This is a genomic window from Janthinobacterium sp. BJB426, from assembly GCF_002735705.1.
Classification (GTDB): domain Bacteria; phylum Pseudomonadota; class Gammaproteobacteria; order Burkholderiales; family Burkholderiaceae_D; genus Janthinobacterium.
Map to the genome: position 1 here is coordinate 349,877 of NZ_PDZL01000004.1, position 23,332 is coordinate 373,208.

Here is a 23,332-nt window from a genome sequence, read left to right on the forward strand (position 1 = left end):
CATGACAGCAGTCCCGCAGCGCGCGTATCTCGGCACCCGCAAGGGCTTGTTCCAGTTCGATGTCGATGCGGCCGGCGCCTGGCAGCTGGCGCTGGTGCAGTTTGCCGGCGATCCCGTTTCCATGCTGCTGCACGATGGCCGCGACGGTACCCTGTACACGGCCCTGAACCTGGGCCACTTCGGCGCCAAGCTGCACCGGCGCGATGCGGACAGCGGAGAATGGCGCGAAGTCGCCGTGCCCGCCTATCCCGCCAAGCCCGAGGGCAGCACCGATAGCGTGGACTGGACCGTGCGGCAGATCTGGTCGCTGGCGGCGGGCGGCGCGGACCAGCCTGGCGTGCTGTGGGCAGGGACTTTACCTGGCGGCCTGTTCCGTTCCAGCGACCGCGGCGACAGCTGGCAGCTGGTGGAATCCTTGTGGAACGTGCCGCAGCGGGCGCAGTGGTTTGGCGGCGGCTACGACGTGCCCGGTATCCACAGCATCTGCGTCGACCCGCGCGACAGTCATAAAGTGCTGGTCGGCGTGTCCTGCGGCGGCGTGTGGCAAACGCTCGATGGCGGCGCCAGCTGGGCCCTGAGCGCGACGGGCATGCGCGCCGACTACATGCCGCCCGAGCTCGATGAAAACGAAGCCGTGCAAGATCCGCACCGCATCGTGCGCAGCGCCGGCACGCCGGACGCGCTGTGGTGCCAGCACCATAACGGCATCTGGCGCTCGGACGATGCCGGCTGGCAGTGGCAGGAAGTCACCACGGTGCCGGTGTCGCATTTCGGCTTTGCCGTGGCCGTGCATCCGCGCGATGGCGACACGGCCTGGTTCGTGCCGGCGCAGGCGGACGTGCTGCGCATTCCCATCGATGGCGCGCTGGCCGTCACGCGCACGCGCGATGGTGGAAAAACGTTTGAAGTGTTGCGCGCGGGCTTGCCGCAGCAGCATTGCTACGACCTCATCTACCGCCACGGGCTGGCGCTGGCCGATGATGGGCGCAGTTTATTGATGGCGTCGACGACGGGCGGCGCCTGGTATTCGGGCGACGAGGGCGAACACTGGCAGACCATCTCTGCCCACTTGCCGCCCGTTTATGCCGTCTGTTTTGCCACGCCGTAGTAGCACAGGAAGATATCGACGGCCAGTTCCGTCACTTCGCGCCGGCGTGCCGGGCCCAGCAGAGGCTCACCCATGGTGATCTGCGGCCAGAAGGCAAAGGTTTTTAACGGCGACATCAGCAGGTGCGCCACTTCCAGCGTCTCGCCTGCCTTGATGCGCCCGTCTTGCTGCGCCGCCCGAATCCAGATATTCAGGCCCGTTTCCTTTTCATTCAGGCGCGCCACCATGGCTTGCGCCCGCTCGGGCGAGTGGATGGTTTCGCCAAAGATCACGCGCGCCAGGTCGATGAAGGCCGCGTCGCATAACAACACCATTTTCTGCTCGACCAGGGCCAGCACTTGCGGGCGCAGCGGCTGGTCGGCAACATAGGGCACGGCGGGCTGGGCCACGCTGCTTTCCCACATGCGTTGCAGGATTTCCGCGAACAACTCGTCCTTGCTGGGGAAGTGGTTGTACACGGTGCGCTTGGAAACGGCGGCCGTGGCAGCGATCCTGTCCATGCTGGTCGCATCAAAACCGTGGTCGCGGAACTCGGCGATGGCGGCATCGACGATGGCGACGCGCTTGCGGTCGGTGAGGCGTTGCGGTGCTGCCATGGCTGAAAATCTCCTTTGAAAACAATATTTTACACCTCTTGGTTTACTTTGCCAGAAATAGGAACTACACTGTGTAGTGTAATTTAACCCTTGTACATTCCTTGCCGGACCACATATGCACTTGCACCGAGCCGCACGTCGTCTCTTCTTTCTGGGAGTCCTGATCATCATGAGTTCTTGCACCCTGCGCGCCGCGCCTGCCGCGCCCGCTGAATCACCACAACGCCACGAAGGCAAATTCCGCAACCCCGTGGAAATGTACAAGCTGGGCACGACAGCGACGCTCAAGTTGCTGTGGACATTTGTCTTTGATAAACCGGATAGCACAGTGCCGGCTGCTGCCGTGCCCGTGCAAGTCTTGACCCGGGCGCAACTGCTGGCCGCGCCCGATAACAGCCTGTTTCGCCTTGGCCATTCGACCTTGCTGCTGAAACTCAACAACGAGTTTTTCCTCACCGACCCCGTGTTTTCCGAGCGGGCCTCGCCGGTGCAGTGGGCAGGACCGAAGCGTTTCCACCAGCCGCCCATCAGCATCGCCGACTTGCCGCCGATCAAGGCCGTGATCCTGTCGCATAACCATTACGACCACCTCGACTATGCTGCCGTGCTGCAGCTGGCCGCCAAGACGGAACATTTTGTTGCGCCGCTGGGCGTGGGCGATACCCTGGTCGAATGGGGCGTGCCGAAGGACAAGGTGCAGCAATTCGACTGGTGGCAAGGCACGACGATTGCTGGCGTGAAACTCGTCGCCACCCCATCGCAGCATTTCTCGGGACGCGGCTTGTTTGACAGCAATCAAACCCTGTGGGCGTCGTGGGTGATCGACGCGCCCGAGGTACGCGTGTTTTTCAGCGGCGACTCCGGCTATTTCGATGGCTTCAAGCAGATCGGCGACAAGTACGGCCCGTTCGACGTGACCATGATCGAGACGGGTGCCTACGACAAGCTGTGGCCGGACGTGCACATGCAGCCGGAACAGACCTTGCAAGCCCACCTGGACTTGCGTGGCAAGTGGCTCATGCCCGTGCACAACGGCACCTTTGACCTGGGGCTGCACGCCTGGCATGAACCGTTCGACCGCATCACGGGGCTGGCGGCCAAGCAGGGCGTGAACCTGGCTACGCCGCAGATGGGCGAGGCGGTCGACCTGGCGCAGCCGAAAAAAGGTGAAAAATGGTGGCTGGCGATGCTGGAAGAAGAGATGGTGCGGTAATCTACGCCGTGACGTCGATCAGGCGGCCCAGGGTCTGGCCATAGCCGTTCAGCTGGGGCGTGCTTTTCGGCGCAGCGGGGATGGCTTGTTGCGGCACGGCCACCTTGATCGCCTGGTCCAGCTGCGGCGCCTTGATGGCGGTGGGGGCATCGGCCTGGGCTTGCTGGCTGCTGCGCTGTGTCTGGCTCAGCGATTCCTGTTCCCGCGCCAGCAACTGGCGGCTTTGCGCCAGCTGTTCACTGTCGCGCTGTACCTGGTTCTGGCCTTGCTCGACCCGGCGTTGCGCCGTGACCAGCGAGGCTTGCAAGTTGTTGACAGACGTTAGCGTGACCACATTGTTCACCTTTGAAAGTATGCCCAGGCGTGTACAGAAGAGAAGGGAATCCAGGAAGATGTGCTGGATCAGGTGCAACATGCCAAGCGGTAATCTTTACCTGAATCAAGAGTAGGACAAATTCTCGCACAGTTCCAGTAAATTATGTTTTCTTGATAATGCTATCGTGCACGCCTTGCATTGCCAAGCCGTCATCCTGAAGCCGCTGCAGCACTTGTCAAAGTGAGTACCTGCTATCGTTTTTCGCCCTTGTCTGACTACCATCACTGCGCAGAGGGTAGACGTGGTCACATTTAAAATGTTGCTTTTTAAATAGTCAATATGTTGTTGTTTTTCTACCGGGTCTGCGCACGCTAATGCGCGGTCTGTTTGGCGCTCTGGGCTATAATTGACGGTCAGAGTTGGTTTCTTTTGCCATACAGACAGGTAGTTAACATGAATCTCAAGAGCCTCGCAATTGCCCTCGGCATGTCGAAAACGACAGTCAGCAGGGCGTTGAACGGCTATCCGGAAGTCAATTCCCGCACCCGTGAAATCGTCCTGGCCGCCGCCAAGAAAGTCGGCTACCGGCCCAACCCGCTCGCGCGCAGCCTGGCCGTCGGCCGCACCAATGTGCTGGGCATGATCTATCCCCTGCTGCCCAGCGACCTGGGCGACAGCGTCTTTCTTTCCGTGGTGAATGGCATGTCGGACGCCGTCGAAGCGTCGAAGATGAGTTTGATCATCGCCCCCGTGTCACCGCAGAATGAACAGCCTTCGTATGAAAACATGGTGCGCGGGCGCCAGGTCGATGGCCTGGTGGTGGGCCGCACCAAGGTGGTCGACGAGCGTATCGCCTACCTGACGAAAGTCGGTTTTCCCTTTGTCGCGACTGGCCGCACGCGCATCGACGCGCCGTATGCGTATTTTGACTACGACAATGACACGGGCATCGACCTGGCCGTGTCCTTCCTGGCGGCGCATGGCCACCAGCGCATCGCCCTGCTGAGCGCACCGCTGGACTTGCATTTCGCCTATGAGCGCAAGGAAAGCTTTATCCGTTGCATGGCGCAAGCGGGTTTGCCGGTCGATCCCGCCTATCTGCTCGACAATACTTTTGATCGCCGCAGCGGCTACCAGGCCATGCAGCAATTGCTGGCCTGCTCGCCCCGTCCCACGGCCGTCATCGTCGACAACCACTTGTCCGGCGTCGGCGTGGTGCGCGCGCTGATGGATGCGGGTATCGAGATCGGCAAGGAAATCTCCGTCATTGTCTGGGGCAATGTGGAAGACACTTTGATCGGCATCAACGTCACCACCATCGACCAGCCCGACCTGCGCCGCGCGGGCGCCAAGATGGTCGAAATGCTGCAATCGCTGCTGGCTGGCACGCCGCCGGAACGGCTGCAGGAAATCTGGCAACCGGTGCTGTTGCCGGGGGCGACGGTGGGGCGCTGCGCGGATTGAAAAAAAACGCAGAGCCGAGGCTCTGCGTTGTCTTTTATGCCGCGTGCTTGCTTCCATCAGCCAGCACGGCCAGCAATCTCGCCTTGTCCAGGCGATACGTGTCGACGGCCGCTTCCTTGACGTGGCCGAAGCCGCGGATTTTTTCGGGCAGGGTCGCCAGTTCCACGCAGGTCGCCAGGTTGTCCGCCGTCAGGTTGACCAGCATGCCGGCCAGCAGTTCGCGGTATTCGACGATCAGCGCGCGTTCCATCTTGCGCTCGGCCGTATAACCGAAGACGTCGAAGGTGCCGCCCCGTAGCCCCTTGGCTTTCGCCAGCAGCTTGAAGGCGCGCCACATCCAGGAACCGAACTCCGCTTTCACGAGGTGGCCTTTCGCATCTTTCTTCGCGAACAGTGGTGGTGCCAGGTTGAATTTCACGGAGAAATTCCCTTCGAATTGCTGCTGCAATTGCTCCACGAAACGGCCATCCGTGTACAGGCGCGCCACTTCATACTCGTCCTTGTAGGCCAGCAACTTGAAATAGCTCTTGGCGACAGCTGTCGACAGCTTCTGGCCCAATCCCAGGGTGTTTTCCCGGTCGCGTACCTGCTTGACCAGGGTCAAGTAACCATCCGCATACGCGGCATTTTGATACGCGGTGAGGAACTCCACTCTTTTCTTGATGACGCTATCGAGGCTTTGCGGCATTTGCACGATGATCGCTTGCGATGGCATGGCGATCTGCGTTACCTTGCGCACGTCGACGGCGGCGCGGCGGCCCCACAGGAAGCTTTTCTTGTTCGATTCGATGCCCACGCCATTCAATTCAATGGCGCGCAGCAAGGCCGCTTCCGTCAGCGGGATGCGGCCTTTTTGCCAGGCGTAGCCAAGCATGAACAGGTTCGCGGCAATCGAGTCGCCCATCAGCGCGGTCGCCAGTTTGGTCGCGTCGATGAAGTCGGCCGCGTCCGCGCCACCGACGGATTCCTCGATCAGCTGGCGCACTTCCGTCGTAGGATATTGCCAGTCGGCATTCTGCGCAAACGTGCCCGGCGGCTGCTCGTGCAGGTTGACGACGGCCAGGCTGCGGCCCGGACGCATTTTCGACACGGCGTCCTGCGCGCCGGCCGTCAGCATGTCGCAGCCCAGAATCAGGTCCGCTTCGCCCGTGGCGATGCGCTGGGCGCGGATGTGCGCAGGCGACCTGGCGATTTTCACGTGCGAGGTGACGGAACCGTTCTTTTGCGACATGCCCGTCATGTCCAGCACGGACGCACCCTTGCCTTCCAGGTGGGCCGCCATGCCCATCAGGGCGCCCACGGTGATGACGCCCGTGCCGCCGATGCCGTTGATGAGGATGTTGTACGGCGCGTCGCAAGCGGGCAGTACCGGTTCCGGCAAGGGGCCGAAGTTGTCCGTCTCGCCTGCTTTGCTGGCACCCGTCTTGGTCTTCTTCAGGCTACCGCCCTCGACCGTGACGAAGCTGGGGCAAAAGCCCTTGGCGCACGAGTAATCCTTGTTGCACGAGGATTGGTCGATGGTGCGCTTGCGGCCAAATTCCGTCTCTTTCGGCAGGATCGACACGCAGTTCGACTGCACGCCGCAGTCGCCGCAGCCTTCGCAGACGGCGTCGTTGATGACCATGCGTTTCGGTAAATCGGGATATTCGCCTTTTTTTCTTCTCCGGCGTTTCTCGGCCGCGCACGTCTGGTCGTAGATCAGCACGGACACGCCGGCTACTTCGCGCAATTCGCGCTGCACGGCATCCATGTCCTTGCGGTCGTGCAAGGTCAGGTGGGCGGGCAGGTTGCTGCGGTCGCTGTAGCGGCTCAGGTCTTCCGTGACCAGCGCGATGCGGGCGATGCCCTCGGCTGCCACCTGCTGCGCCATCATGGGCACGGTGATGAGGCCGTCGACGGGCTGGCCGCCCGTCATGGCGACGGCGTCGTTGTACAGGATTTTATAGGTGATGTTCACCTTGGCCGCCTGCGCGGCGCGGATGGCCAGGTAGCCGGAATGAAAGTATGTGCCGTCGCCCAGGTTCTGGAACACGTGCGGCAGCTCGGAAAACGCGGCTTGCCCGATCCACGGCGCGCCTTCGCCGCCCATGTGCGTGGTCAGCTTGTTCATTTCCGGGTAGATCGACGTGGCCATCACGTGGCAGCCGATGCCGGCCAGCGCCAGGCTGCCGTCCGGTACCTTGGTCGACGTGTTGTGGGGGCAGCCGGAGCAGTAAAACGCGGGGCGGAACGGCGTATTCACGGCTTTCTTTAATACCGCATCCTTGGCGTCGAGGAAACTCAAGCGCGCCTTGATCAGGTCGCAAGTGACGGGGTCGGAAATCAGGCGTGCGATGCGGCTGGCGATGACACGCGCCACTTGCGAGACGGAAAAATCCGCCTTCGAGGTCAGCAGCCATTCGCCGCGCGGCGCCACCCATTCGCCCTTTTCGTCGAACTTGCCGATGACACGCGGGCGCACGTCGTCGCGCCAGTTGTAGAGTTGTTCTTTCAACTGGTACTCGACGATTTGCCGCTTCTCTTCTACCACGAGGATTTCATCGAGACCTTGCGCAAACTCACGCACGCTATCCGGTTCCAGCGGCCACGGCATGGCCACCTTGAACAGCCGCATGCCGACGTCGGCCGCCATCTGTTCGTCGATGCCCAGCTCTTCCAGTGCTTCGAGCACGTCCAGATACGATTTGCCGGAGGCGATGATGCCCAGCTTGGCGTTCGGGCTGTCGATGGTGGTGTGGTTGAGCTTGTTTTCGCGCGCGTAGGCCAGGGCTGCATAGATCTTGTAATCCTGCATCAGCGCTTCCTGGTTGCGCGCCTGCTGGCCCAGCGGGATGCTCGACAGGCGCGCGTTCAGGCCGCCTTCGGGCATGATGAAATCCTGCGGAATCTTCACTTCCACGCGGAACGGGTCGGCATCGATGGAGGCCGACGATTCGACCGTGTCGGCCAGGGCCTTGAAGGCTACCGTGCAGCCGGAAAAGCGCGACATGGCCCAGCCGTGGATACCGAGGTCCAGGTATTCCTGCACATTGCAGGGATACAGGACGGGAATCATCGAGGCGGAAAACAAATGGTCGGACTGGTGCGGCAGGGTCGACGAATACGCGCCATGGTCATCGCCAGCCACCAGCAGCACGCCGCCCAGTTTCGACGTTCCCGCGTGGTTCATGTGCTTGAAGACATCGCCGCAGCGGTCCACGCCCGGACCCTTGCCGTACCACATGGCAAACACGCCGTCGTACTTGGCCGGGCCGATCAGGTCGACCTGTTGCGAACCCCAGACGGCCGTGGCGGCCAGGTCTTCGTTGACGCCGGGGACGAATTGCACGTGGTGCGCTTCCAGCTGTTTCTTGGCTTTCCACAGGTTCTCGTCGAGCCCGCCCAGGGGCGATCCCCGGTAGCCGGAGATGAAGCCGGCCGTGTTGAGGCCAGCGGCCTGGTCGCGCAGGCGCTGCATCATCGGCAGGCGCACGAGGGCCTGGATGCCGGACAGGAAGATGGCGCCGGAAGTGGCCGTGTATTTGTCGTCGAGGCTGACGGTGGTCAAACGGGAAGTGTCGGGGGGCGTAGATGGCGCGGCACCGGCGTTTCTAACGAACGCTGCGGAGCCGTTTTCCGTGGTCACGGACATGGCTGTCTCCAAAAGGGTGTTTCAGATAACGGCTGTACAAGGGGCGCGCCCGGTAAGGCGCGCGCTGTGCAGACGGGATGGCCGCGTGTGGGCGGCATATAACTATTTTAAATTTAAAATAGTTAATGTGGTCAGTGTAGAACGAGTCAGGGGAGTGGGCAAATACGCTTTGCCGATGGGGGTATAAGAAATACTTATGCCATAGGCGAGAGCACATTCGCCCCCACCCAGCGCCCGCTGCCACACAGCTCGGCGGCCACTTGCAGCACGAGGTTTTTCACGGCGTTGCCTGCATTCGTCAGCGGGATATTTTTTGACGCACACAGGGCCACCGTGCGCGACAGGACGGGGCTGTGGATGGCATAGCTGCGCATGGCGCCGCTATCGAGTTCGGCCAACAGGGGCGCGGCCGGCAGGATGGTGGCGCCCATGCCGGCCAGGATGGCCGATTTCAGGATGGCGATCGAATTGATCTCGATCACGTTCGCCGTTTCCAGGCCCAGTTCGCGCGCGCGGCTGTCGATGCGCGGGCGCACGCCATGCTGCAGGCCCGGCAGGATCAGGGTGGTGCTCAGGGCTTGCTGGAACGACACGGCATGGCCGGTGGGCGCGAATGGCGAATCGCTGCGGCAGATAAAACGCATCTCTTCTTCCACCAGCGGGCTGCAGGAAAACGGCGTCAGCTGGCCATCGTCGAACAGCACGGCCAGGTTGATGCGGCCCGATTTGAGCTGTTCATTGAGGTTGCCCGTGATTTCTTCCGTCAGCTGCAGGGTGATTTCGGGATAGCGTTCGCGCGCGGCCAGCAGCAGGGGCAGGGCCAGGGCACCGGAGATGCTGTGCGGTAAGCCCAGGGTGACATTGCCGGACGGCCGCGTGGCGCTTTGCGTGACGGCCGAGCGGGCGTCGGCCACCTGTTTCAGGATCGCCTGCGCATGTTCGTAAAACACCTTGCCCGCGTCCGTGCTGAGCACGCCTTGGGCCGAGCGGTGCAGCAGTTGCACGCCCAGTTCCTCTTCCAGCTGGCGCAGCTGCTGCGTCAGGGCCGGCTGCGCCACGTGCAGGATCAGGGCAGCACGCGACAGCGAGCCGTGGTCGACGATGGCAACAAAGTAGCGTAATTGGCGCAGTTCCATGGGTCCCAGAAGCGGTGCGTTGAGCGGAAAAAACGGGGTGTTGCGCCACGGCGCCGAACGCGGCCAGCAGAATAACAATTTTGTTATACTCATTCTAGCGCCTTCGGTGCTCCAGCCGCGTATTTGTGGGATGACAGCATGCTCAAGAAAGTTGATTCGTCTCAATTAAAAGTGGGCATGTACATTCATGACCTCAGCTGCGACTGGATGACGCATCCGTTCGTGCGCAACCGTTTCCTGTTGCGCAGCGACGATGAGATCCGCAAGATCGTGCAGGCCGGCATCCACGACGTGGTGATCGACAGCGGCAAGGGTCTCGACGTGCAGGACGCGCCCACCGTGGCGCAGGCGCGCGCCGAGACGGAGCGCGAACTGGTGCAGATCGCCACGCTGCCGCAAGTGGTCACGCGCGTGTCGCTGGGTATGGAGCTGGCGCGCGCCACGCAGGTGCGGCGGCAGGCGGCCAGCCTGGTGCGCACGGTGATGGCCGACGTGCGCCTGGGCAAAGCTGTTGAGCTCGACCGCGTGCAGCACACGGTGCAAGACATCACCGAATCGATCCTGCGCAATCCTGGCGCCCTGGTCGGCTTGTTGCGCATCAAGAGCAAGGATGACTACACCTTTTTGCATTCCGTCAGCGTATGCGCGCTGCTGGTGGCGTTTTGCCGCTCGCGCGGCATCGATGCGGCTACCACGCACCAGGCGGGCCTCGGTGGCTTGCTGCACGACACGGGCAAGGCCCTGGTGCCCGACAGCGTGCTGAACAAGCCCGGTCCCTTGACGCCGGAAGAATTTACCCTGATCAAACGCCATCCGCGCGACGGCTACGACATCCTGCGCCAGTCGCCCGAGGTGGGCGCGATTCCCCTCGACATCGCCCTGCATCACCATGAACGGCGCGACGGCAGCGGCTACCCGGACCAGTTGGCCGGCGACGCCATCAGCGAGCTGGCGCAGATGGCCGCCATCGTCGACGTGTATGACGCGCTGACATCGGATCGCAGCTATCACAAGGGGATTCCCGCCGCCGAAGCCTTGCGCAAGATCTATGAATGGAGCAAATTCCATTTCAACCCCGTGTTCGCGCAGGATTTCATGCGCTGCGTGGGCATCTATCCGGTCGGCACCATGGTGATGCTGGAATCGGGCCGCCTGGCCGTCGTTGTCGAGGCACACGAAAGCAATCTGCTGGCGCCGAAGGTGAATGTGTTTTTCAGTACGAAGAGCAAGACCTACATCAAGCCGGAAACGGTCGACCTGTCGCGCGGCTTCGGCTTCGGCGGCGCCGACAAGATCGTCGGCCATGAGTCGGCTGCCAAGTGGCAAGTCGATCCCATGCGCTTTTTATCGCTGGCGGATGCCTAGAAGAATTCTGCCGTATCGTTCGAGGTAATGGTTGTTAACAGACCTTTTGCCACCAGCTCATCGTAATGGCAGGCCAGGTTGCGGCCATGGCTTTTCGCGTAATACAGGGCCTGGTCGGCGCGGCCGAGGATGATGACGGGCGCCTCGTAGGCGTTGATGCTGACGAAGCCCACGCTGACGGTCACTCTGCCCACTTGCGGGAAGTCGTGCGCCTCGACGTTGGTGCGGAAGCGGTCGATGATTTTCTGCGCATTGTCCAGGGTGATCGAGCGCAGCAGCACGACGAATTCCTCGCCGCCGAAGCGGAAGATGCGGTCTTGCGAGCGGAACGACGATTGCAGCTGGTTGGCGATCAGGATCAGCACTTCATCGCCATACAGGTGGCCAAATTTATCGTTGACCAGTTTGAAATGATCGACGTCGATCACGGCCAGCCATTGCCGTTCCGTGTCCGTATGGTGGCGCCGTTCCTCATCGACGGGACGCGGCTTCTCCGCTTCCGGTTCGCCGCGGCTTTGCAGGATTTTCGCCAGCTGGTCGTCGAAGGTCTTGCGGTTCAACAAGCCGGTGAGCGAATCGCGTTCGCTGTAGTCGAGCAGGTTCTGGAAATTGCGGTACACGCTGACGATGCCGCCGATCACCTGGATGGTGGCGCCCGTGTACGGCGTGGGGTTGGTGATTTCCAGGCAGGTGGTGACCTGGTCGCCGATCCAGATGGGCAGCCACAGCAGGTGGCGGCCGTCGGCGCACAGGGTGTCGGCGCTTGCTTCATGGCGCTTGATGCAGGCGGCCAGGGCTGGATAGTCCGACAGCGGTTCGCCCGGCAGGGTAGGGTCGTTATGCTCTTCCATGCGGGCCACGCTGCCCGCCACGATGATGGCCCGCGACCGCACGAACACCTGGCCACGCACGGTGGTCAGGGCCAGCACACGGGTCTGTGACGCGGCAGCGAGTTCCTGGACCGCCGAGATCACGGAGATGTCGAGCATCGTGTGGTCGCGGTGCCCGGTCATGTCCACCATGTGTTTCAGTAGGGAATCCATTGTCGATCTCTGGAAAGTAGTCACACAAGTGTCGTCATACCAGCATTGCATCAAGCAAGAGCATGTTCGCGTCCGTCTACAAGAAGCCAAGATTTATTTGGTGGCATGACGCTCTGTACCGCCGGGCGAGAGGCCTTTCCAAAGAAGAGCTAAGCAGGATAATGTCTTTTTGCCTAATAGGCAATTAACGTATGCAATATTTCATGTAAATACATGAGATTCATGCACTGCATTGCAAAAAACTTGCTCTGACGAAGGCTTTCAATCCTGATCGCAACATTTGTTTGCGTTAGCCGTCATTTCAACAGGGTTTGATAATTTCCATGTGGAAACTTGTGGCGCGTCAATTTGCCAAAACGTGGACGCTTTATAGTCAATGCAATGGCGCAGAAATTTACGGCAGGAAACATATTAGCAGGAATGGGCAATGTTTCACACCCGATTGCGCCAGGGACTTGTGATTCACTTTTGGGAGCTTGTCATGCATACCTTCCTGTCGGCAGTACAGCAGTTTGTCAAGGATGAGGATGGCATTACGGCAATCGAATACGGCCTGATTGCGGCCTTGATGGCTACCGCCATCACGGCCGGTTTCTTGCTGATCAAGACCAACTTGCTGGCCGTCCTCACCGACATTTCGTCGAACCTGGTGTTGACGCCCTAAGCGGGTGCCCGTCATCGGCCGGCCGGTGGCGGGTTTTTTTCGGGAGGTGTGCCATGCCTGCAACTGCCTTGTGCGATTTGCTGTTGCTGTGCTTTGTGACGGGGGCCGCCGTCAGTGATTTGATCCGCCGCAAGATTCCGAACTGGCTGGTGCTGGCCGGCATCCTCACTGCCCTGGTCGTGCACCTGTGGCTGTGGCCGCAAAACGTGCTGCCGCTGTGGCTGGGCGGCATGGCGACGGGCTTTTTCCTCTTTTTACCCTTGTATGTGCTGCGCGGCATGGCCGCCGGCGACGTCAAGCTGATCGCCATGGCGGGCGCCTTTGCCGGTCCCTGGCCCGTGCTGCAGATCTGTTTCGCCACGTTTGTCCTGGGCGGCCTGATGGCCGTGCTGATGATCACGTACCAGGGCAAGTGGCGCGCCTGCCTGCTCAATCTGCGCCAGCTGCTGTGGCCGATGATCGCGCGCATGGCAGGCATTCCCCTGGCGCCAACCGCACTCGGCAGCGGCGCCAGCGTGGGCAACATGCCGTACGGACTGGCCATTGCCCTGGGCTGCCTGCTGGTGCAAGGGCGGCACTATTTCTGATTGGTATTCATTGCTCTTGATCAATGGGCGCCAGTCCCCGCTCGCTAGAATGAATTCTGTTGAATGCCCGCTTAACCGGCTAAGGAGACGCAGCATGACCGAGGTCGACTATTCCCTGAGCACCGAGAGTGCGCCGCGCCCTGCCGACGCGAACCTGATGCCGCCCTTGCCGCCGCAGCCGAAGAGCTTGCGTGAAACGGGACTCGAGCGGCCGCTGGTCGTCGAACTGATCGCCAAGCTGATGTTCGTGGGCGGCAAGACGCACCTGTCCGCGCTGACGACGCGCTTGCGCCTGTCGATCAATGTCTTGCGCGAAGTGCTCGATTTCATGGTGACGGAGCAGATGGCCGAAGTGGCCTGGCGCGGCGAATCCGATATCGATGTGCAGTACCAGCTGACGAGCGCCGGCAAGCAGCGCGCCAGCGCTTTTCTTGAGCGCTGCGCATATATCGGTGCCGCTCCCGTTACCCTGGAAGCGTATCGTGCCATGGTGGCGCGCCAGTCGTGGCTGGCGCAGGAACAGCGCGTCGGCAGCGATGACCTGGCCGCTGTGCTCGGAGGCGCGCACGCGGGACCGGGCATGCTCGACGTGGTCGGCGCGGCCCTGCATTCGGGGCGTTCGCTGCTGCTGTACGGTCCGCCAGGCAGCGGCAAGTCGACCCTGGCGCTGCAGCTGGGACAATTGCTGCACGGTCTAGTCGCCGTGCCCTACGCCATCGTCGTCGGCCACGACATCATCCAGCTGTACGATCCGGCCCAGCACCTGCCGCCCGCGCCGCAGCACGTCAGCCATGCGCGCCAGGCGCTGGAGCGGCGCAGCACAGACATCCGCTGGGTGCTGTGCCAGCGTCCCGTGATCCACGTGGGCGCCGAGCTCGACGCCGGCATGCTGGAACTGCGCCATGACGCCAGCGGCGGCTGCTACCAGGCGCCGCCCCATGTGCGGGCGAACAACGGCATGCTGATCATCGACGACCTGGGCCGCCAGCGCCTGGGCGCGCAAGAATTGCTGACGCGGCTGATGCAGCCGCTGGCACGCGGCAGCGACCAGTTGGGCTTGCCCGGCGGCGTGCAGATCAGCGTGCCGTTCGACAATGCCCTCGTGCTGGCCACGAACGTGCCGCCGGGCGAGCTGTTTGATGCCGCCTTGCTGCGCCGCATCGGCTACAAGGTGCAGGTGGGGCCGCTGGCCGAGAGCGCCTATCGCGCCTTGTTCCGCCAGCAATGCCGGCTGGCCGGCATGGCCATCGACGAGCAGGCCGTGCACCATCTGCTGCAGCTGCATGGCGCGCAGGGACGGCCCTTGCTGGCCAGCTATCCGCAGGAATTGCTGGCGCGCATAGGCGACTTCGCCGGCTTTGCCGGCAGCGAGGCCTGTCTGACGGTGGCCGCCCTGGAGCAAGCCTGGAGCAGCCTGTTTGCCAGCTGCGACATGCCGGCCGCCAGCCTGTGCGAGCGCATCGCATGAAAAACCGGCGCGCCCTCCTGATGATGGGCCTGGCGGTCGTGCTGGGCTTGTTGGCCGTGCTGCTGGCCTCGCACTGGCTGCTGCGCCAGACGCCGGCCGGCAAGGGCAAGATCGTCGTGGCCGCCAGCGATGTCAACCTGGGCCAGCGCCTGACGCCAGAGATGCTGCGCCTGGCCGAATGGCCGGCGGAAAGCTTGCCGCAGGGCGCGTTGCAAGACCCGGCAAAACTGGCGGGACGGGTGCTGAAAACCAGCGTGCTGCGCGGCGAGCCGCTGAGCGAAGCCAAGCTGGCGCCGGCCGGCACCCTGGGCGGCCTGTCGGCCCTGATCACGGAAGGCCGGCGCGCCATCACCGTGCGCGTCAACGACGTGATCGGCGTGGCCGGCTTCGCCTTGCCGGGCAACTATGTCGACATCATCGTGAGTACCCAGCAGGATGCCGGTGACCGCGCGTTTCCGCAAAGCCGCAACATTTCCAAGATCGTGCTCGAACGCATCCTCGTGCTGGCCGTGGCGCAGGAAGTGGGGCGCGACGAGACCAAGCCGCGCGTGGTCAATGCCGTGACTCTGGAAGTGACGCCGGAGCAGGCGGAAAACCTGGACCTGGCGCGCAGCGTGGGCAGCCTGTCGCTGGTGCTGCGCAACCAGGTCGACCCGCAGCCGGGCGTGACGGCGGGCGCCACCAAGCTGACCCTGCTGGGCGGACCGCACGAAGCTGACGAACCTGTTCCTGCCGCCACACCCGTGCTGGCCGCAGCGCCGCGTCCGGTACGCGTGGCGAAGGCGCCGCCGGAAGCGACGCGCCAGTGCAGCGGCGTCATCGACGGGACGCGCCAGTCGCGCGAATGTTTTTAGCCAACCATGGACACGCTCATGAACCGCGCCCTGCTGATACTGTTCTGCCTGCTGTCGCCGCTGGCCGGCGCGGCGGCCGATCCTGGCCCGCGCTGCGGCGGTGAAGCGGCCTCGCCCGGCAACTTGCAGCTACAGGTGGGCAAGTCGAGCATGCTGCGCCTGCCTGAAGCCGTGCAACAGCGCAGCGTCGGCAACCCGGCCATCGTGCAGGCCATGCTGGTCGCGCCCGACACCTTGTATGTGGTCGGCGTCGACGTGGGCAGCACGAACATGATCATCCAGGGCAGGAGCGGCGTGTGTAGCGTGGTGAACGTCAGCGTCAGCATGGACCCGGCCGGCTTGCAAGCGACTCTGACGGCCCTGATGCCGGAAGAAAAAGCCATCCGCGTGACGGCCGTGGCCGACACCCTGGTGCTGTCGGGCACAGTGCAGGATGCGGGCGCCGTGCTGCGCGCCGTCGAGCTGGCGCACGCGTATGTGCGCCGCGCTACAGTGCCGCTGGCGCTGCCCAAGCCTGCCGATGGCGCCGCCATGCCCCTCGCCGCCACGGCGCCCGGTGGCGGCGCGGGCGGCGCGAACAGCCGCATCATCAACATGCTCGACGTCAGCGCGCCGCAGCAGGTGATGCTGGCCGTGCAGATCGCCGAAGTGTCGAAGTCGCTGCTGGAACGGCTGGAAGTGGGCGCCACCCTGCGCTTCGCTTCCGGCAGCTGGGCCACCACCTTGCTGTCGAATTTCCTCAGCGGCACGGCCAATGGTTTGCTCGATGTGCGCAAGTCGAATGGCCGCCAGCAGCTGACCATCGAGGCGCAGAAACAGGATGGCCTGGTGCGCATCCTGGCCGAGCCGACGGTGATGGCGATCAGCGGGCAGGAGGGCAGTTTTCTGGCTGGCGGCAAGATATTCATTCCCGTCGGCCAGGACAACAACAAGATCACCTTGGAAGAGCGCGAATACGGCGTCGGCCTGCGTTTTACGCCGACCGTGCTGTCGGGCGGGCGCATCAATTTGAAGGTGGCGCCGGAAGTGTCGGAACTGTCGCGCGAGGGCGTGGGCATTTCCGCCGCCGGCGTCAGCGGACGTTCTATTTTGCCCGTCATCACCACGCGGCGCGCCTCGACCACGGTGCAGCTGTACGACGGCCAGAGCTACGCCATCGGCGGCCTCATCAAGAACAACCAGGTGAGCAACATCGCGGGCGTGCCCTGGCTCAGCGAAGTGCCTATCCTCGGTGCGCTGTTTCGCAGCACGGATTTCCAGCATGACCGCACGGAATTGCTGTTCGTCATTACCGCGCATCTGGTGAAACCCTTGCCGGCCGACGCCGTGCTGCCGACGGCGCAGCTGGCGCCGCCTTCGCGCAGGGACTTGATGTTAGGCGGCAAGATGGAAGGCACGCTGGCGCCGCCGTCCGTGCCGCCGTCGGTACCAGCACCGCGCGCGGCCAACGGTTTCGAGTTGAAATGAGACGGGGAGATACGCCATGCCGAACTCGCTCTTGACATCGCTGCGGCGCCTCGCGGCCCTGGCCCTGGCCATGCAGCTGGCCGCCTGCGCGCACGGCAGCACGCCGCAGCTGGACCGGCGCTTCGGCGACGCCGTGCGCCTGGCCATGGCGCAGCAGGTGCGCGATCCGGCCAGCACGGGCAATCGTACGCCGGCCGATGGCCTCGACGGACCCAGCGCGCACGCCGTCATGCAGCGCTACCGCGCGTCGTTTGCCGAACCGAATGCCCAGGCGCCGCAGCCGGTGCAATTCATGCTGGGAGGCGGCAGTGGCAAATAGACGCCAGCGCGGGGCGATGCTGATCGCCTTTTCCATCCTGCTCATCGTGGTGCTGGGCTTTATCGGCCTGGCGCTCGATGTGGGACAAGTCATCGGCCGCAAGACGGAACTGCAGAACCTGGCCGACAATGCGGCAATGGCGGCCGCCGCGGAACTGGTGGGCACGCCCGAGGGCTTGCTCGCCGCCGTGGAAAAAGCCAAGGGCAGTGCGGCCGACCGCAGCGCATGGCGGCGCCGCATGCAGGGCGCCATCCTGTCGGACGCCAGCATCCGCTTCGCCAGCGCGCCCGACGCACCCGCCAGCGGGTGGCATGCGGCGGGCGCCGTGCCCGACGCTGCCACGGCGCTGTTCGTGCGCGTCGATACGCAGGCCAATACACCCTCGCTGGGGCGGGTGGCGACGGCCTTCCTCGGCGCCTGGTCGCCGGCGCTGCGCACCCTGGACACGGGCGCGCGCGCCGTGGCGGGGCGCACCAGCCTGCACCTGATGCCGCTGGCCGTCTGCGCGCTGTCGGCCAGCGCGGCCAGCCCGCGCACGAATGCGGCACTGCTGCCGGCCGTCGAGTTGCTGGAATATGGCTTTCGCCGCGGCGTGGCGTATAACCTGTTGAAACTCAATCCGCATGGTGCCACGGCCGAACATTTCGTGCTCAATCCGCTGGGCCAGCCGGGCGTGGTGGGAGTGTCGCAGCAGGTCGGTGAAGCGAGCGTGTTGCCGTTTGTCTGCAGCGGCACGGTGCAGTATCCGCGCATCGGCAGCGCCCAGGTGCACGTGCACCGGCCTTTTCCCGCCGCGCTGTGGACGGCTTTCAATGCGCGCTTCAACCAGCATGCGGGCAGCGGCTGCCATGCCGTCACGGCGCCGCCCGACACGAATATCCGCGCCTATCCGAATACGGCCGCGAGCTGGTGGATGACGAACGCGCCCGACGCGCCGAGCGCCCTGAGCACGGGCAATCCGCTGCTGTCCGTGGCCGACCCGGAATCGAACGCGACGCCGCCCGCCGTCGGCAGTTACGGGCCGCTGTGGTCGTTTTCCAGGGCGGCCAGGTACAGCAACCCGAAGCCGGCCGGCGGCTATCTGCCGTTTGCCACCAGCGACTGGCCCAAGCTGTATCCGGCCAGCCCGGCCGCGCCGGCCGCCAAGTCCGGCTATCCTGCCACGCCGCCCTACCAGACGCTGGGCTTCCAGACGGCGCCGACCGGCAACACGGGCGTGGCGCAGCGGCGCCTGCTGCATATCCCCCTGCTGGCCTGCCCCGTGCCGGCCGGCAGCGACGTGCTGGCGCAGGTGCGCGGCATCGGCCGCTTCTTCATGACGGCGCCGGCCAGCAATGGCGTATTGAGCGGCGAATTTGCCGGCCTGGTGGACGAGGGCACGCTGGCCGGCCCCGCGGAGCTGCTGCAATGAGGCCGCCCTGCCGCGCCGCACGCCGCCAGGGCGGCGTCGCCGCCATCGAACTGGCGCTGATCCTGCTGTTCTTCATGGCGCTGCTGCCCTTCGTGCTGCTGTTCGGCCGCGCGCTGCTGGTGTACACGGCACTGCAAAAAAGCGCGCACGATGCGGCGCGCTACATGGCGACCATGCCGCTGCCGCAGATGGGCAAGTTCGATACGGCGAGCCAGGGCGCCGCGCTGGCGCGGGAAATGGTGGCCGAAGCGATGGCGGAAAGCTGGCCGGGCATCAATCCCGCATGGGTCAATGTGGATTGCGTGTACGCCGACGATTCCTATGCCTGCGGCAGCTACGCCACGGCGCCGCTGCAGGTGCGCATCAAGGTCACCGCCGACATGCCGGTGGATTTCCTGCCTGCGCTGACCCGCAAGTGGCTGCCGCAACTGGCGCCGATCCCGCTGCGGGCCAACGCGACCTTGCGCTATGTCCATTGAACCGCGCCTCCGCCGGCAGCACCAGCGCGGCGTCTTCGCCGTCGAATTCGCCATGCTGGCGCTGCTGTTCTTCCTGTTCCTGTTCGCCATGCTGGAAATGGCGCGCGCCGTGTACGTGTGGAACATGGTGCATGAGATTACCCGGCGCGCGGCGCGCGCCGCCGCCGTCACCGATTTCAGCAATGCCGGCGCCTTGCAGGCCGTGCGCACGCAAGCCGTGCTGCGCGCCACGCCGGGCACGCTGCCGCTGGGCGGCGGCATCGGCGACGCACATGTGCGCATCGATTACTTGTCGGAAAGCGCGGGGGGCGCCGCGCTGGCGGCCGTGCCGGTGACGGTGCTGCCGGGTTGCCCGCAGCGCAACCGCATCAATTGCCTGGATGATCCGCAGGGCGCCAGCTGTATCCGCTTCGTGCGCGCGCGCCTGTGCCAGCCCGGCGAGGGTGCGCGCTGCGAGCGCGTGCCGTACCGGCCCGTGCTGCCGCTGCTGGGGATGATGTTTCCCTCTGGCGCAGGCGCCATACGCTTGCCCAGCGGGACCACCATGGCGGTGGCCGAGTCGCTGGGCTATCCGGACAATCCCGGTTTTTGTCCATGAGCGCCAAGCCGCCGGCGCAGCCGAATGTAGTGCCTTGAATGAAGGAGGGGTGATGAAAGCCTTGGTGATTACCCGCGACGCCAGCCTGCACGATGAAATCGCGGCGCAAGGCGCGGCCCGCATGCCCGTGCTGCGGCTGCTGGAGCGGCGCAGCGGCCTGCGCGACGCCGTCGAGCGCATGCTGCCCGAAGCGCCCGAGCTGGTGATCGTCGACGCCAGCGGCATCGATGCCGACGAAGCCGACCTGCTCGAGCGCCTGGCGCGCCAGTATCCGCTGGCCGTGCTGATGCTGCTCACGCGTGGCCAGCAGCAGGATGTGCTGATACGCGCCATGCGCGCCGGCATGCGTGAAGTGCTGCAGCTGCCGCTGGTGCACAAGGCCTTCCACGAGGCGATGGATCGGGTCGATATCCAGGCCGGCGTGACGCAGATGCGCGACGGTAAAGTGCTCGCCTTCATTTCGTGCAAGGGCGGCAGCGGCGCCACTTTTCTATCGACGAATTTTTCCTACGCGCTGGCAAGCCTGGCCGGCTGCAAGGTGCTGCTGATCGACTTGCACGGCCAGTTCGGCGACGCCACCCTGTATGTCTCGGACCAGAAGCCGGCCATGACCTTGTCCGACATCTGCGCGCAGATCGCGCGCATGGATGGCGCCTTCCTCGCCTCGTGCCTGGTGCACGTGACGCCGAACTTCGGCGTGCTGGCGGCGGCCGACGACCCCGCGCACAAGATCGACATGCAGCCCGAGCACATGGACCGCATCCTGGCCGTGGCGCGCCAACACTACGATTACATCGTGCTCGACGTGGGGCGCCAGATTGATGCGCTGTCGCTGCGCGCGCTCGACAATGCCGACGCCATCTATCCGGTGCTGCAGCTGGCCTTGCCCGACATCCGCGACGGGCGCCGCCTGCTCGACATTTTCCGCTCGCTCGGCTATCCGGGCGAACGCCTGCGCCTGATCGTCAACCGCTATGAAAAGGGCGGCCGCCTGCGCCTGGCGGACCTGGAGCAGGCGCTGGGCGCGGAAGTGGTGCACACGGTGCCCAACGATTACATCGCCGCCACCGATTCCGTCAACCAGGGCATCCCGCTGCTGCAGCTGTCGCGCACCAGCGCCGTGGCGCGCAGCCTGGCCGAACTGGTGGAGCTGGTGACGGCGCGCCGCGTGACGGAAAGCCGCGGCCTGTTCGACCGCCTGTTCAGCCGCAGCGAGGCCTAGGACAGGATAGATGTCAAGGCTCCCGCCGGGAGCCATCATGGGAGCCGAGATGACTTTACGCGAACGCCTGGCGGCGAATGAAACGGTGCGCCCCGCCACGCATGGACAGGGCGCGCTGGCGCTGCACGCCTACCAGGAACTGAAAAAAACCATGCACCAGACGATACTCGACCGTATCGACCTGGAACGCTTGAAACGCCTGACGGCGGAGCAGTTCAAGCACGAGCTGGCGCTGCTGGTGCAGCGCGTGATCGAGGAAGAGCGCATCGTGCTGAACCAGCACGAGCGGCATAGCCTGGTGCTTGACATCCAGCACGAGATGCTGGGCTTTGGTCCGCTGGAACCGCTGCTGGCCGATGCCAGCGTGTCCGATATCCTCGTCAATACCTGCGACAAGGTTTACGTGGAGCGGGGCGGGCGGCTGCAGCTGACGGACGTGACCTTCCACGACAATGCGCACCTGATGAAGATCATCGAAAAGATCGTCTCGCGCGTGGGCCGGCGCGTCGACGAATCGAGCCCGATGGTCGACGCACGCCTGCCCGATGGATCGCGCGTGAATGCCATCATTCCGCCGCTGGCCGTCGATGGCCCGATCCTGTCGATCCGGCGCTTTGCCGTGCAGCCTTTGACGATCGCCAACCTGCTCGACTACAAAAGCCTGACGCCGCCCATGGTGCAGGTGCTGCAGGCGCTGGGGCAGGCCAAGGTGAATATCCTGATTTCGGGCGGCACGGGCAGCGGCAAGACGACCCTGCTCAACGTGCTGTCCGGCTTCATCCCCGGCAGCGAGCGCATCGTCACCATCGAGGATGCGGCCGAACTGGCGCTGCGCCAGCCGCACGTGGTGCGCCTGGAAACGCGTCCGCCGAATATCGAGGGCAAGGGTGAAGTGAGCCAGCGCGCGCTGGTGCGCAATGCGCTGCGCATGCGGCCCGACCGCATCATCCTGGGCGAGGTGCGCGGCGCCGAGGCGCTCGACATGCTGCAGGCGATGAACACGGGCCATGAAGGGTCGCTGGCGACCATCCACTCGAACACGGCGCGCGACGCGCTGGCGCGGCTGGAAAACATGGTCGGCATGGCCAGCGTGAACCTGACGCCGCGCGCCACGCGCCAGCAGATCTGTTCGGCCGTGACGGTGGTGATGCAAGTGTCGCGCCTGACGGACGGCGCGCGCAAGCTGGTCAGCCTGCAGGAGGTGACGGGCATGGAGGGCGACATCATCGCCATGCATGAAATCTTCCGCTTCGAGCAGACGGGCGTCGATGCCGCCGGCAAGGTGCTGGGCCACTTTTGCGCCACGGGCGTGCGGCCCCGCTTCACGGAACGCTTGCGCATGTTTGGTGCGCCCGTGCCAGACAGCGTCTTCGACCCCGACCGCATCTACGAATAGGAGGCAGCATGGACCTGGTCTTCTACGGCTTTGCCGTGCTGCTGTTCGCCGCCTGCATCCTGATGGTGGAAGGGGCCTGGCTGTGGTGGTCTGGCACGCATGGCAGCGCGGCGCGGCGCATCAACCGGCGCCTGCGGCTGATGGCGGCGCGCGGTGAGGCGGGCGGCGAGCGGGTCTCCATCCTCAAGCAACGCCGCTATGCGCGCACGCCCGGCCTCGAGCGCTGGCTGCGGCGCCTGCCGCAGGCGGCAAAGCTCGACCACCTGCTGCTGCAATCGGGTTTGTCCTGGTCGGTGGCGCAGTTCCTGGGCGGCGCGGGCGGCTTGCTGCTGGTGGCGCTGCTGTGGCTGCTCATCTGGCCCATGCCGCTGCCGGGTGCCTTGCTGCTGCTGGGCGTGGCCGGCGGCGGGCCGTGCATGGTCGTGCTGCGCGCGCGCGCGGCGCGGTTGAAAAAGATCGAGGCGCAATTGCCGGAAGCGGCCGATTTCCTGGCCCGCGCGCTGCGCGCCGGGCACTCGTTTTCGAATGTGCTGCAGATGGTCGGTGATGAACTCAATGAGCCGATCAGCGGCGAATTCAAGATGGCGCACGAAGAGATCAATTACGGCGTGCCGATGAACGAGGCGCTGCAAAACCTGGCCGCGCGCATTCCGCTGACGGACTTGCGCTACCTCGTCATCGCCGTGCTGGTGCAGCGCGAATCGGGCGGGAATCTGGCCGAGGTGCTGGTCAGCATCGCCCGCATCATCCGCGCCCGCTTGAAGCTGCTGGGGCAGGTGCGCGTGCTGTCGGCCGAGGGGCGCATGTCGGCCTGGGTGCTGGGGCTGATGCCGGTGGTGATGATCGGCGTCATGGCGCTGGTCAACCCGCAATACATCCGCCTGCTGTGGACCGATCCCAGCGGCATCAAATTGCTGTGGTACGCGGCCGGCATGGTGGCGCTGGGTGTCGTGTGGATGCGCAACGTCATCCGTATCAGGATATAAAACAGGAGG

General features: G+C 64.3%; 21 protein-coding genes. 16 read left to right on the plus strand and 5 right to left on the minus strand.

What is annotated here, in order from left to right; genetic code table 11:
* Position 1 precedes the first annotated feature (1 nt).
* Positions 2-1,108 (plus strand): WD40/YVTN/BNR-like repeat-containing protein, encoded by a 1,107-nt coding sequence (locus CSQ93_RS09400; protein WP_099377822.1) that lies wholly within the window; start codon positions 2-4, stop codon positions 1,106-1,108.
* Here the strand turns inward: CSQ93_RS09400 and CSQ93_RS09405 are convergent.
* Positions 1,081-1,704: a TetR/AcrR family transcriptional regulator gene (locus CSQ93_RS09405; RefSeq protein WP_099377823.1), complete on the minus strand. Its 624-nt coding sequence runs from the start codon at positions 1,702-1,704 to the stop codon at positions 1,081-1,083. The genes CSQ93_RS09400 and CSQ93_RS09405 overlap by 28 nt on opposite strands.
* Before the next feature lie 169 nt (positions 1,705-1,873).
* Here CSQ93_RS09405 and CSQ93_RS09410 point away from each other — a divergent pair, with 169 nt between their 5' ends.
* The gene (locus CSQ93_RS09410; RefSeq protein WP_099377824.1) at positions 1,874-2,917 is read left to right on the plus strand and encodes an MBL fold metallo-hydrolase; all 1,044 of its coding nucleotides are present in this window, start codon (positions 1,874-1,876) and stop codon (positions 2,915-2,917) included.
* Between the two features lies 1 nt (position 2,918).
* Here CSQ93_RS09410 and CSQ93_RS09415 read toward each other — a convergent pair whose 3' ends face one another.
* Positions 2,919-3,251: a hypothetical protein gene (locus tag CSQ93_RS09415; RefSeq protein ID WP_158301185.1), complete on the minus strand. Its 333-nt coding sequence runs from the start codon at positions 3,249-3,251 to the stop codon at positions 2,919-2,921.
* A 435-nt stretch (positions 3,252-3,686) separates the two neighbouring features.
* Here CSQ93_RS09415 and CSQ93_RS09420 point away from each other — a divergent pair, with 435 nt between their 5' ends.
* Positions 3,687-4,697: a substrate-binding domain-containing protein gene (locus CSQ93_RS09420; RefSeq protein WP_099377826.1), complete on the plus strand. Its 1,011-nt coding sequence runs from the start codon at positions 3,687-3,689 to the stop codon at positions 4,695-4,697.
* A gap of 34 nt (positions 4,698-4,731) precedes the next feature.
* Here CSQ93_RS09420 and CSQ93_RS09425 read toward each other — a convergent pair whose 3' ends face one another.
* Together CSQ93_RS09425 and CSQ93_RS09430 are read right to left on the minus strand one after the other, a co-directional pair.
* Positions 4,732-8,328, minus strand: a complete 3,597-nt coding sequence (locus CSQ93_RS09425) for an indolepyruvate ferredoxin oxidoreductase family protein (RefSeq protein WP_099377827.1) — start codon at positions 8,326-8,328, stop codon at positions 4,732-4,734.
* Positions 8,329-8,522: 194 nt separating this feature from the next.
* A complete protein-coding gene (locus CSQ93_RS09430) occupies positions 8,523-9,464 on the minus strand; it encodes a LysR substrate-binding domain-containing protein (protein ID WP_099377913.1) in 942 nt (313 codons plus the stop codon).
* Between the two features lie 138 nt (positions 9,465-9,602).
* On the opposite strand from CSQ93_RS09430, the gene CSQ93_RS09435 reads away from it, so the two are divergent.
* A complete protein-coding gene (locus CSQ93_RS09435) occupies positions 9,603-10,829 on the plus strand; it encodes an HD-GYP domain-containing protein (RefSeq protein WP_099377914.1) in 1,227 nt (408 codons plus the stop codon).
* On the opposite strand, the gene CSQ93_RS09440 is transcribed toward CSQ93_RS09435, so the two are convergent.
* Positions 10,826-11,872 carry a GGDEF domain-containing protein gene (locus CSQ93_RS09440; RefSeq protein WP_099377828.1) on the minus strand — a complete coding sequence of 349 codons (1,047 nt, stop codon included), beginning with the start codon at positions 11,870-11,872 and terminating at the stop codon, positions 10,826-10,828. The genes CSQ93_RS09435 and CSQ93_RS09440 overlap by 4 nt on opposite strands.
* A 481-nt stretch (positions 11,873-12,353) precedes the next feature.
* Between CSQ93_RS09440 and CSQ93_RS09445 the strand changes: the two genes are divergently transcribed.
* From CSQ93_RS09445 to CSQ93_RS09495, 12 genes are all read left to right on the plus strand, one after another.
* A complete protein-coding gene (locus tag CSQ93_RS09445; protein ID WP_034752975.1) occupies positions 12,354-12,536 on the plus strand; it encodes a Flp family type IVb pilin in 183 nt (60 codons plus the stop codon).
* Between the two features lie 53 nt (positions 12,537-12,589).
* On the plus strand, positions 12,590-13,123 hold the full coding sequence (locus tag CSQ93_RS09450) for an A24 family peptidase (protein WP_099377829.1): 534 nt from the start codon (positions 12,590-12,592) through the stop codon (positions 13,121-13,123).
* 94 nt (positions 13,124-13,217) lie between these two features.
* Positions 13,218-14,591, plus strand: a complete 1,374-nt coding sequence (locus tag CSQ93_RS09455; RefSeq protein WP_099377830.1) for an ATP-binding protein — start codon at positions 13,218-13,220, stop codon at positions 14,589-14,591.
* Positions 14,588-15,445 (plus strand): Flp pilus assembly protein CpaB, encoded by an 858-nt coding sequence (gene cpaB / locus CSQ93_RS09460; RefSeq protein ID WP_099377831.1) that lies wholly within the window; start codon positions 14,588-14,590, stop codon positions 15,443-15,445. Before CSQ93_RS09455 ends, cpaB begins: the two co-directional genes overlap by 4 nt.
* An 18-nt stretch (positions 15,446-15,463) precedes the next feature.
* Entirely contained in the window at positions 15,464-16,912 is a 1,449-nt protein-coding gene (locus CSQ93_RS09465; RefSeq protein ID WP_099377832.1) for a type II and III secretion system protein family protein, read from the plus strand.
* 16 nt (positions 16,913-16,928) lie between these two features.
* Complete coding sequence (locus tag CSQ93_RS28805; RefSeq protein ID WP_158301186.1) at positions 16,929-17,231, plus strand: hypothetical protein; 303 nt, start codon at positions 16,929-16,931, stop codon at positions 17,229-17,231.
* Positions 17,221-18,642, plus strand: a complete 1,422-nt coding sequence (locus CSQ93_RS09470) for a pilus assembly protein TadG-related protein (RefSeq protein ID WP_158301187.1) — start codon at positions 17,221-17,223, stop codon at positions 18,640-18,642. The genes CSQ93_RS28805 and CSQ93_RS09470 overlap by 11 nt, the downstream gene beginning before the upstream one ends.
* Complete coding sequence (locus CSQ93_RS09475; RefSeq protein WP_099377834.1) at positions 18,639-19,121, plus strand: TadE/TadG family type IV pilus assembly protein; 483 nt, start codon at positions 18,639-18,641, stop codon at positions 19,119-19,121. The genes CSQ93_RS09470 and CSQ93_RS09475 overlap by 4 nt, the downstream gene beginning before the upstream one ends.
* Positions 19,111-19,719 (plus strand): TadE/TadG family type IV pilus assembly protein, encoded by a 609-nt coding sequence (locus CSQ93_RS09480; RefSeq protein WP_099377835.1) that lies wholly within the window; start codon positions 19,111-19,113, stop codon positions 19,717-19,719. Before CSQ93_RS09475 ends, CSQ93_RS09480 begins: the two co-directional genes overlap by 11 nt.
* A gap of 52 nt (positions 19,720-19,771) precedes the next feature.
* Positions 19,772-20,941, plus strand: a complete 1,170-nt coding sequence (locus tag CSQ93_RS09485; RefSeq protein WP_099377836.1) for an AAA family ATPase — start codon at positions 19,772-19,774, stop codon at positions 20,939-20,941.
* 49 nt (positions 20,942-20,990) lie between these two features.
* Positions 20,991-22,337 (plus strand): CpaF family protein, encoded by a 1,347-nt coding sequence (locus CSQ93_RS09490; RefSeq protein WP_199534321.1) that lies wholly within the window; start codon positions 20,991-20,993, stop codon positions 22,335-22,337.
* Positions 22,338-22,345: 8 nt separating this feature from the next.
* Positions 22,346-23,323, plus strand: coding sequence for a type II secretion system F family protein (locus tag CSQ93_RS09495; protein ID WP_099377838.1), 978 nt, complete (start codon positions 22,346-22,348; stop codon positions 23,321-23,323).
* The last annotated feature ends 9 nt before the right edge of the window (positions 23,324-23,332 follow it).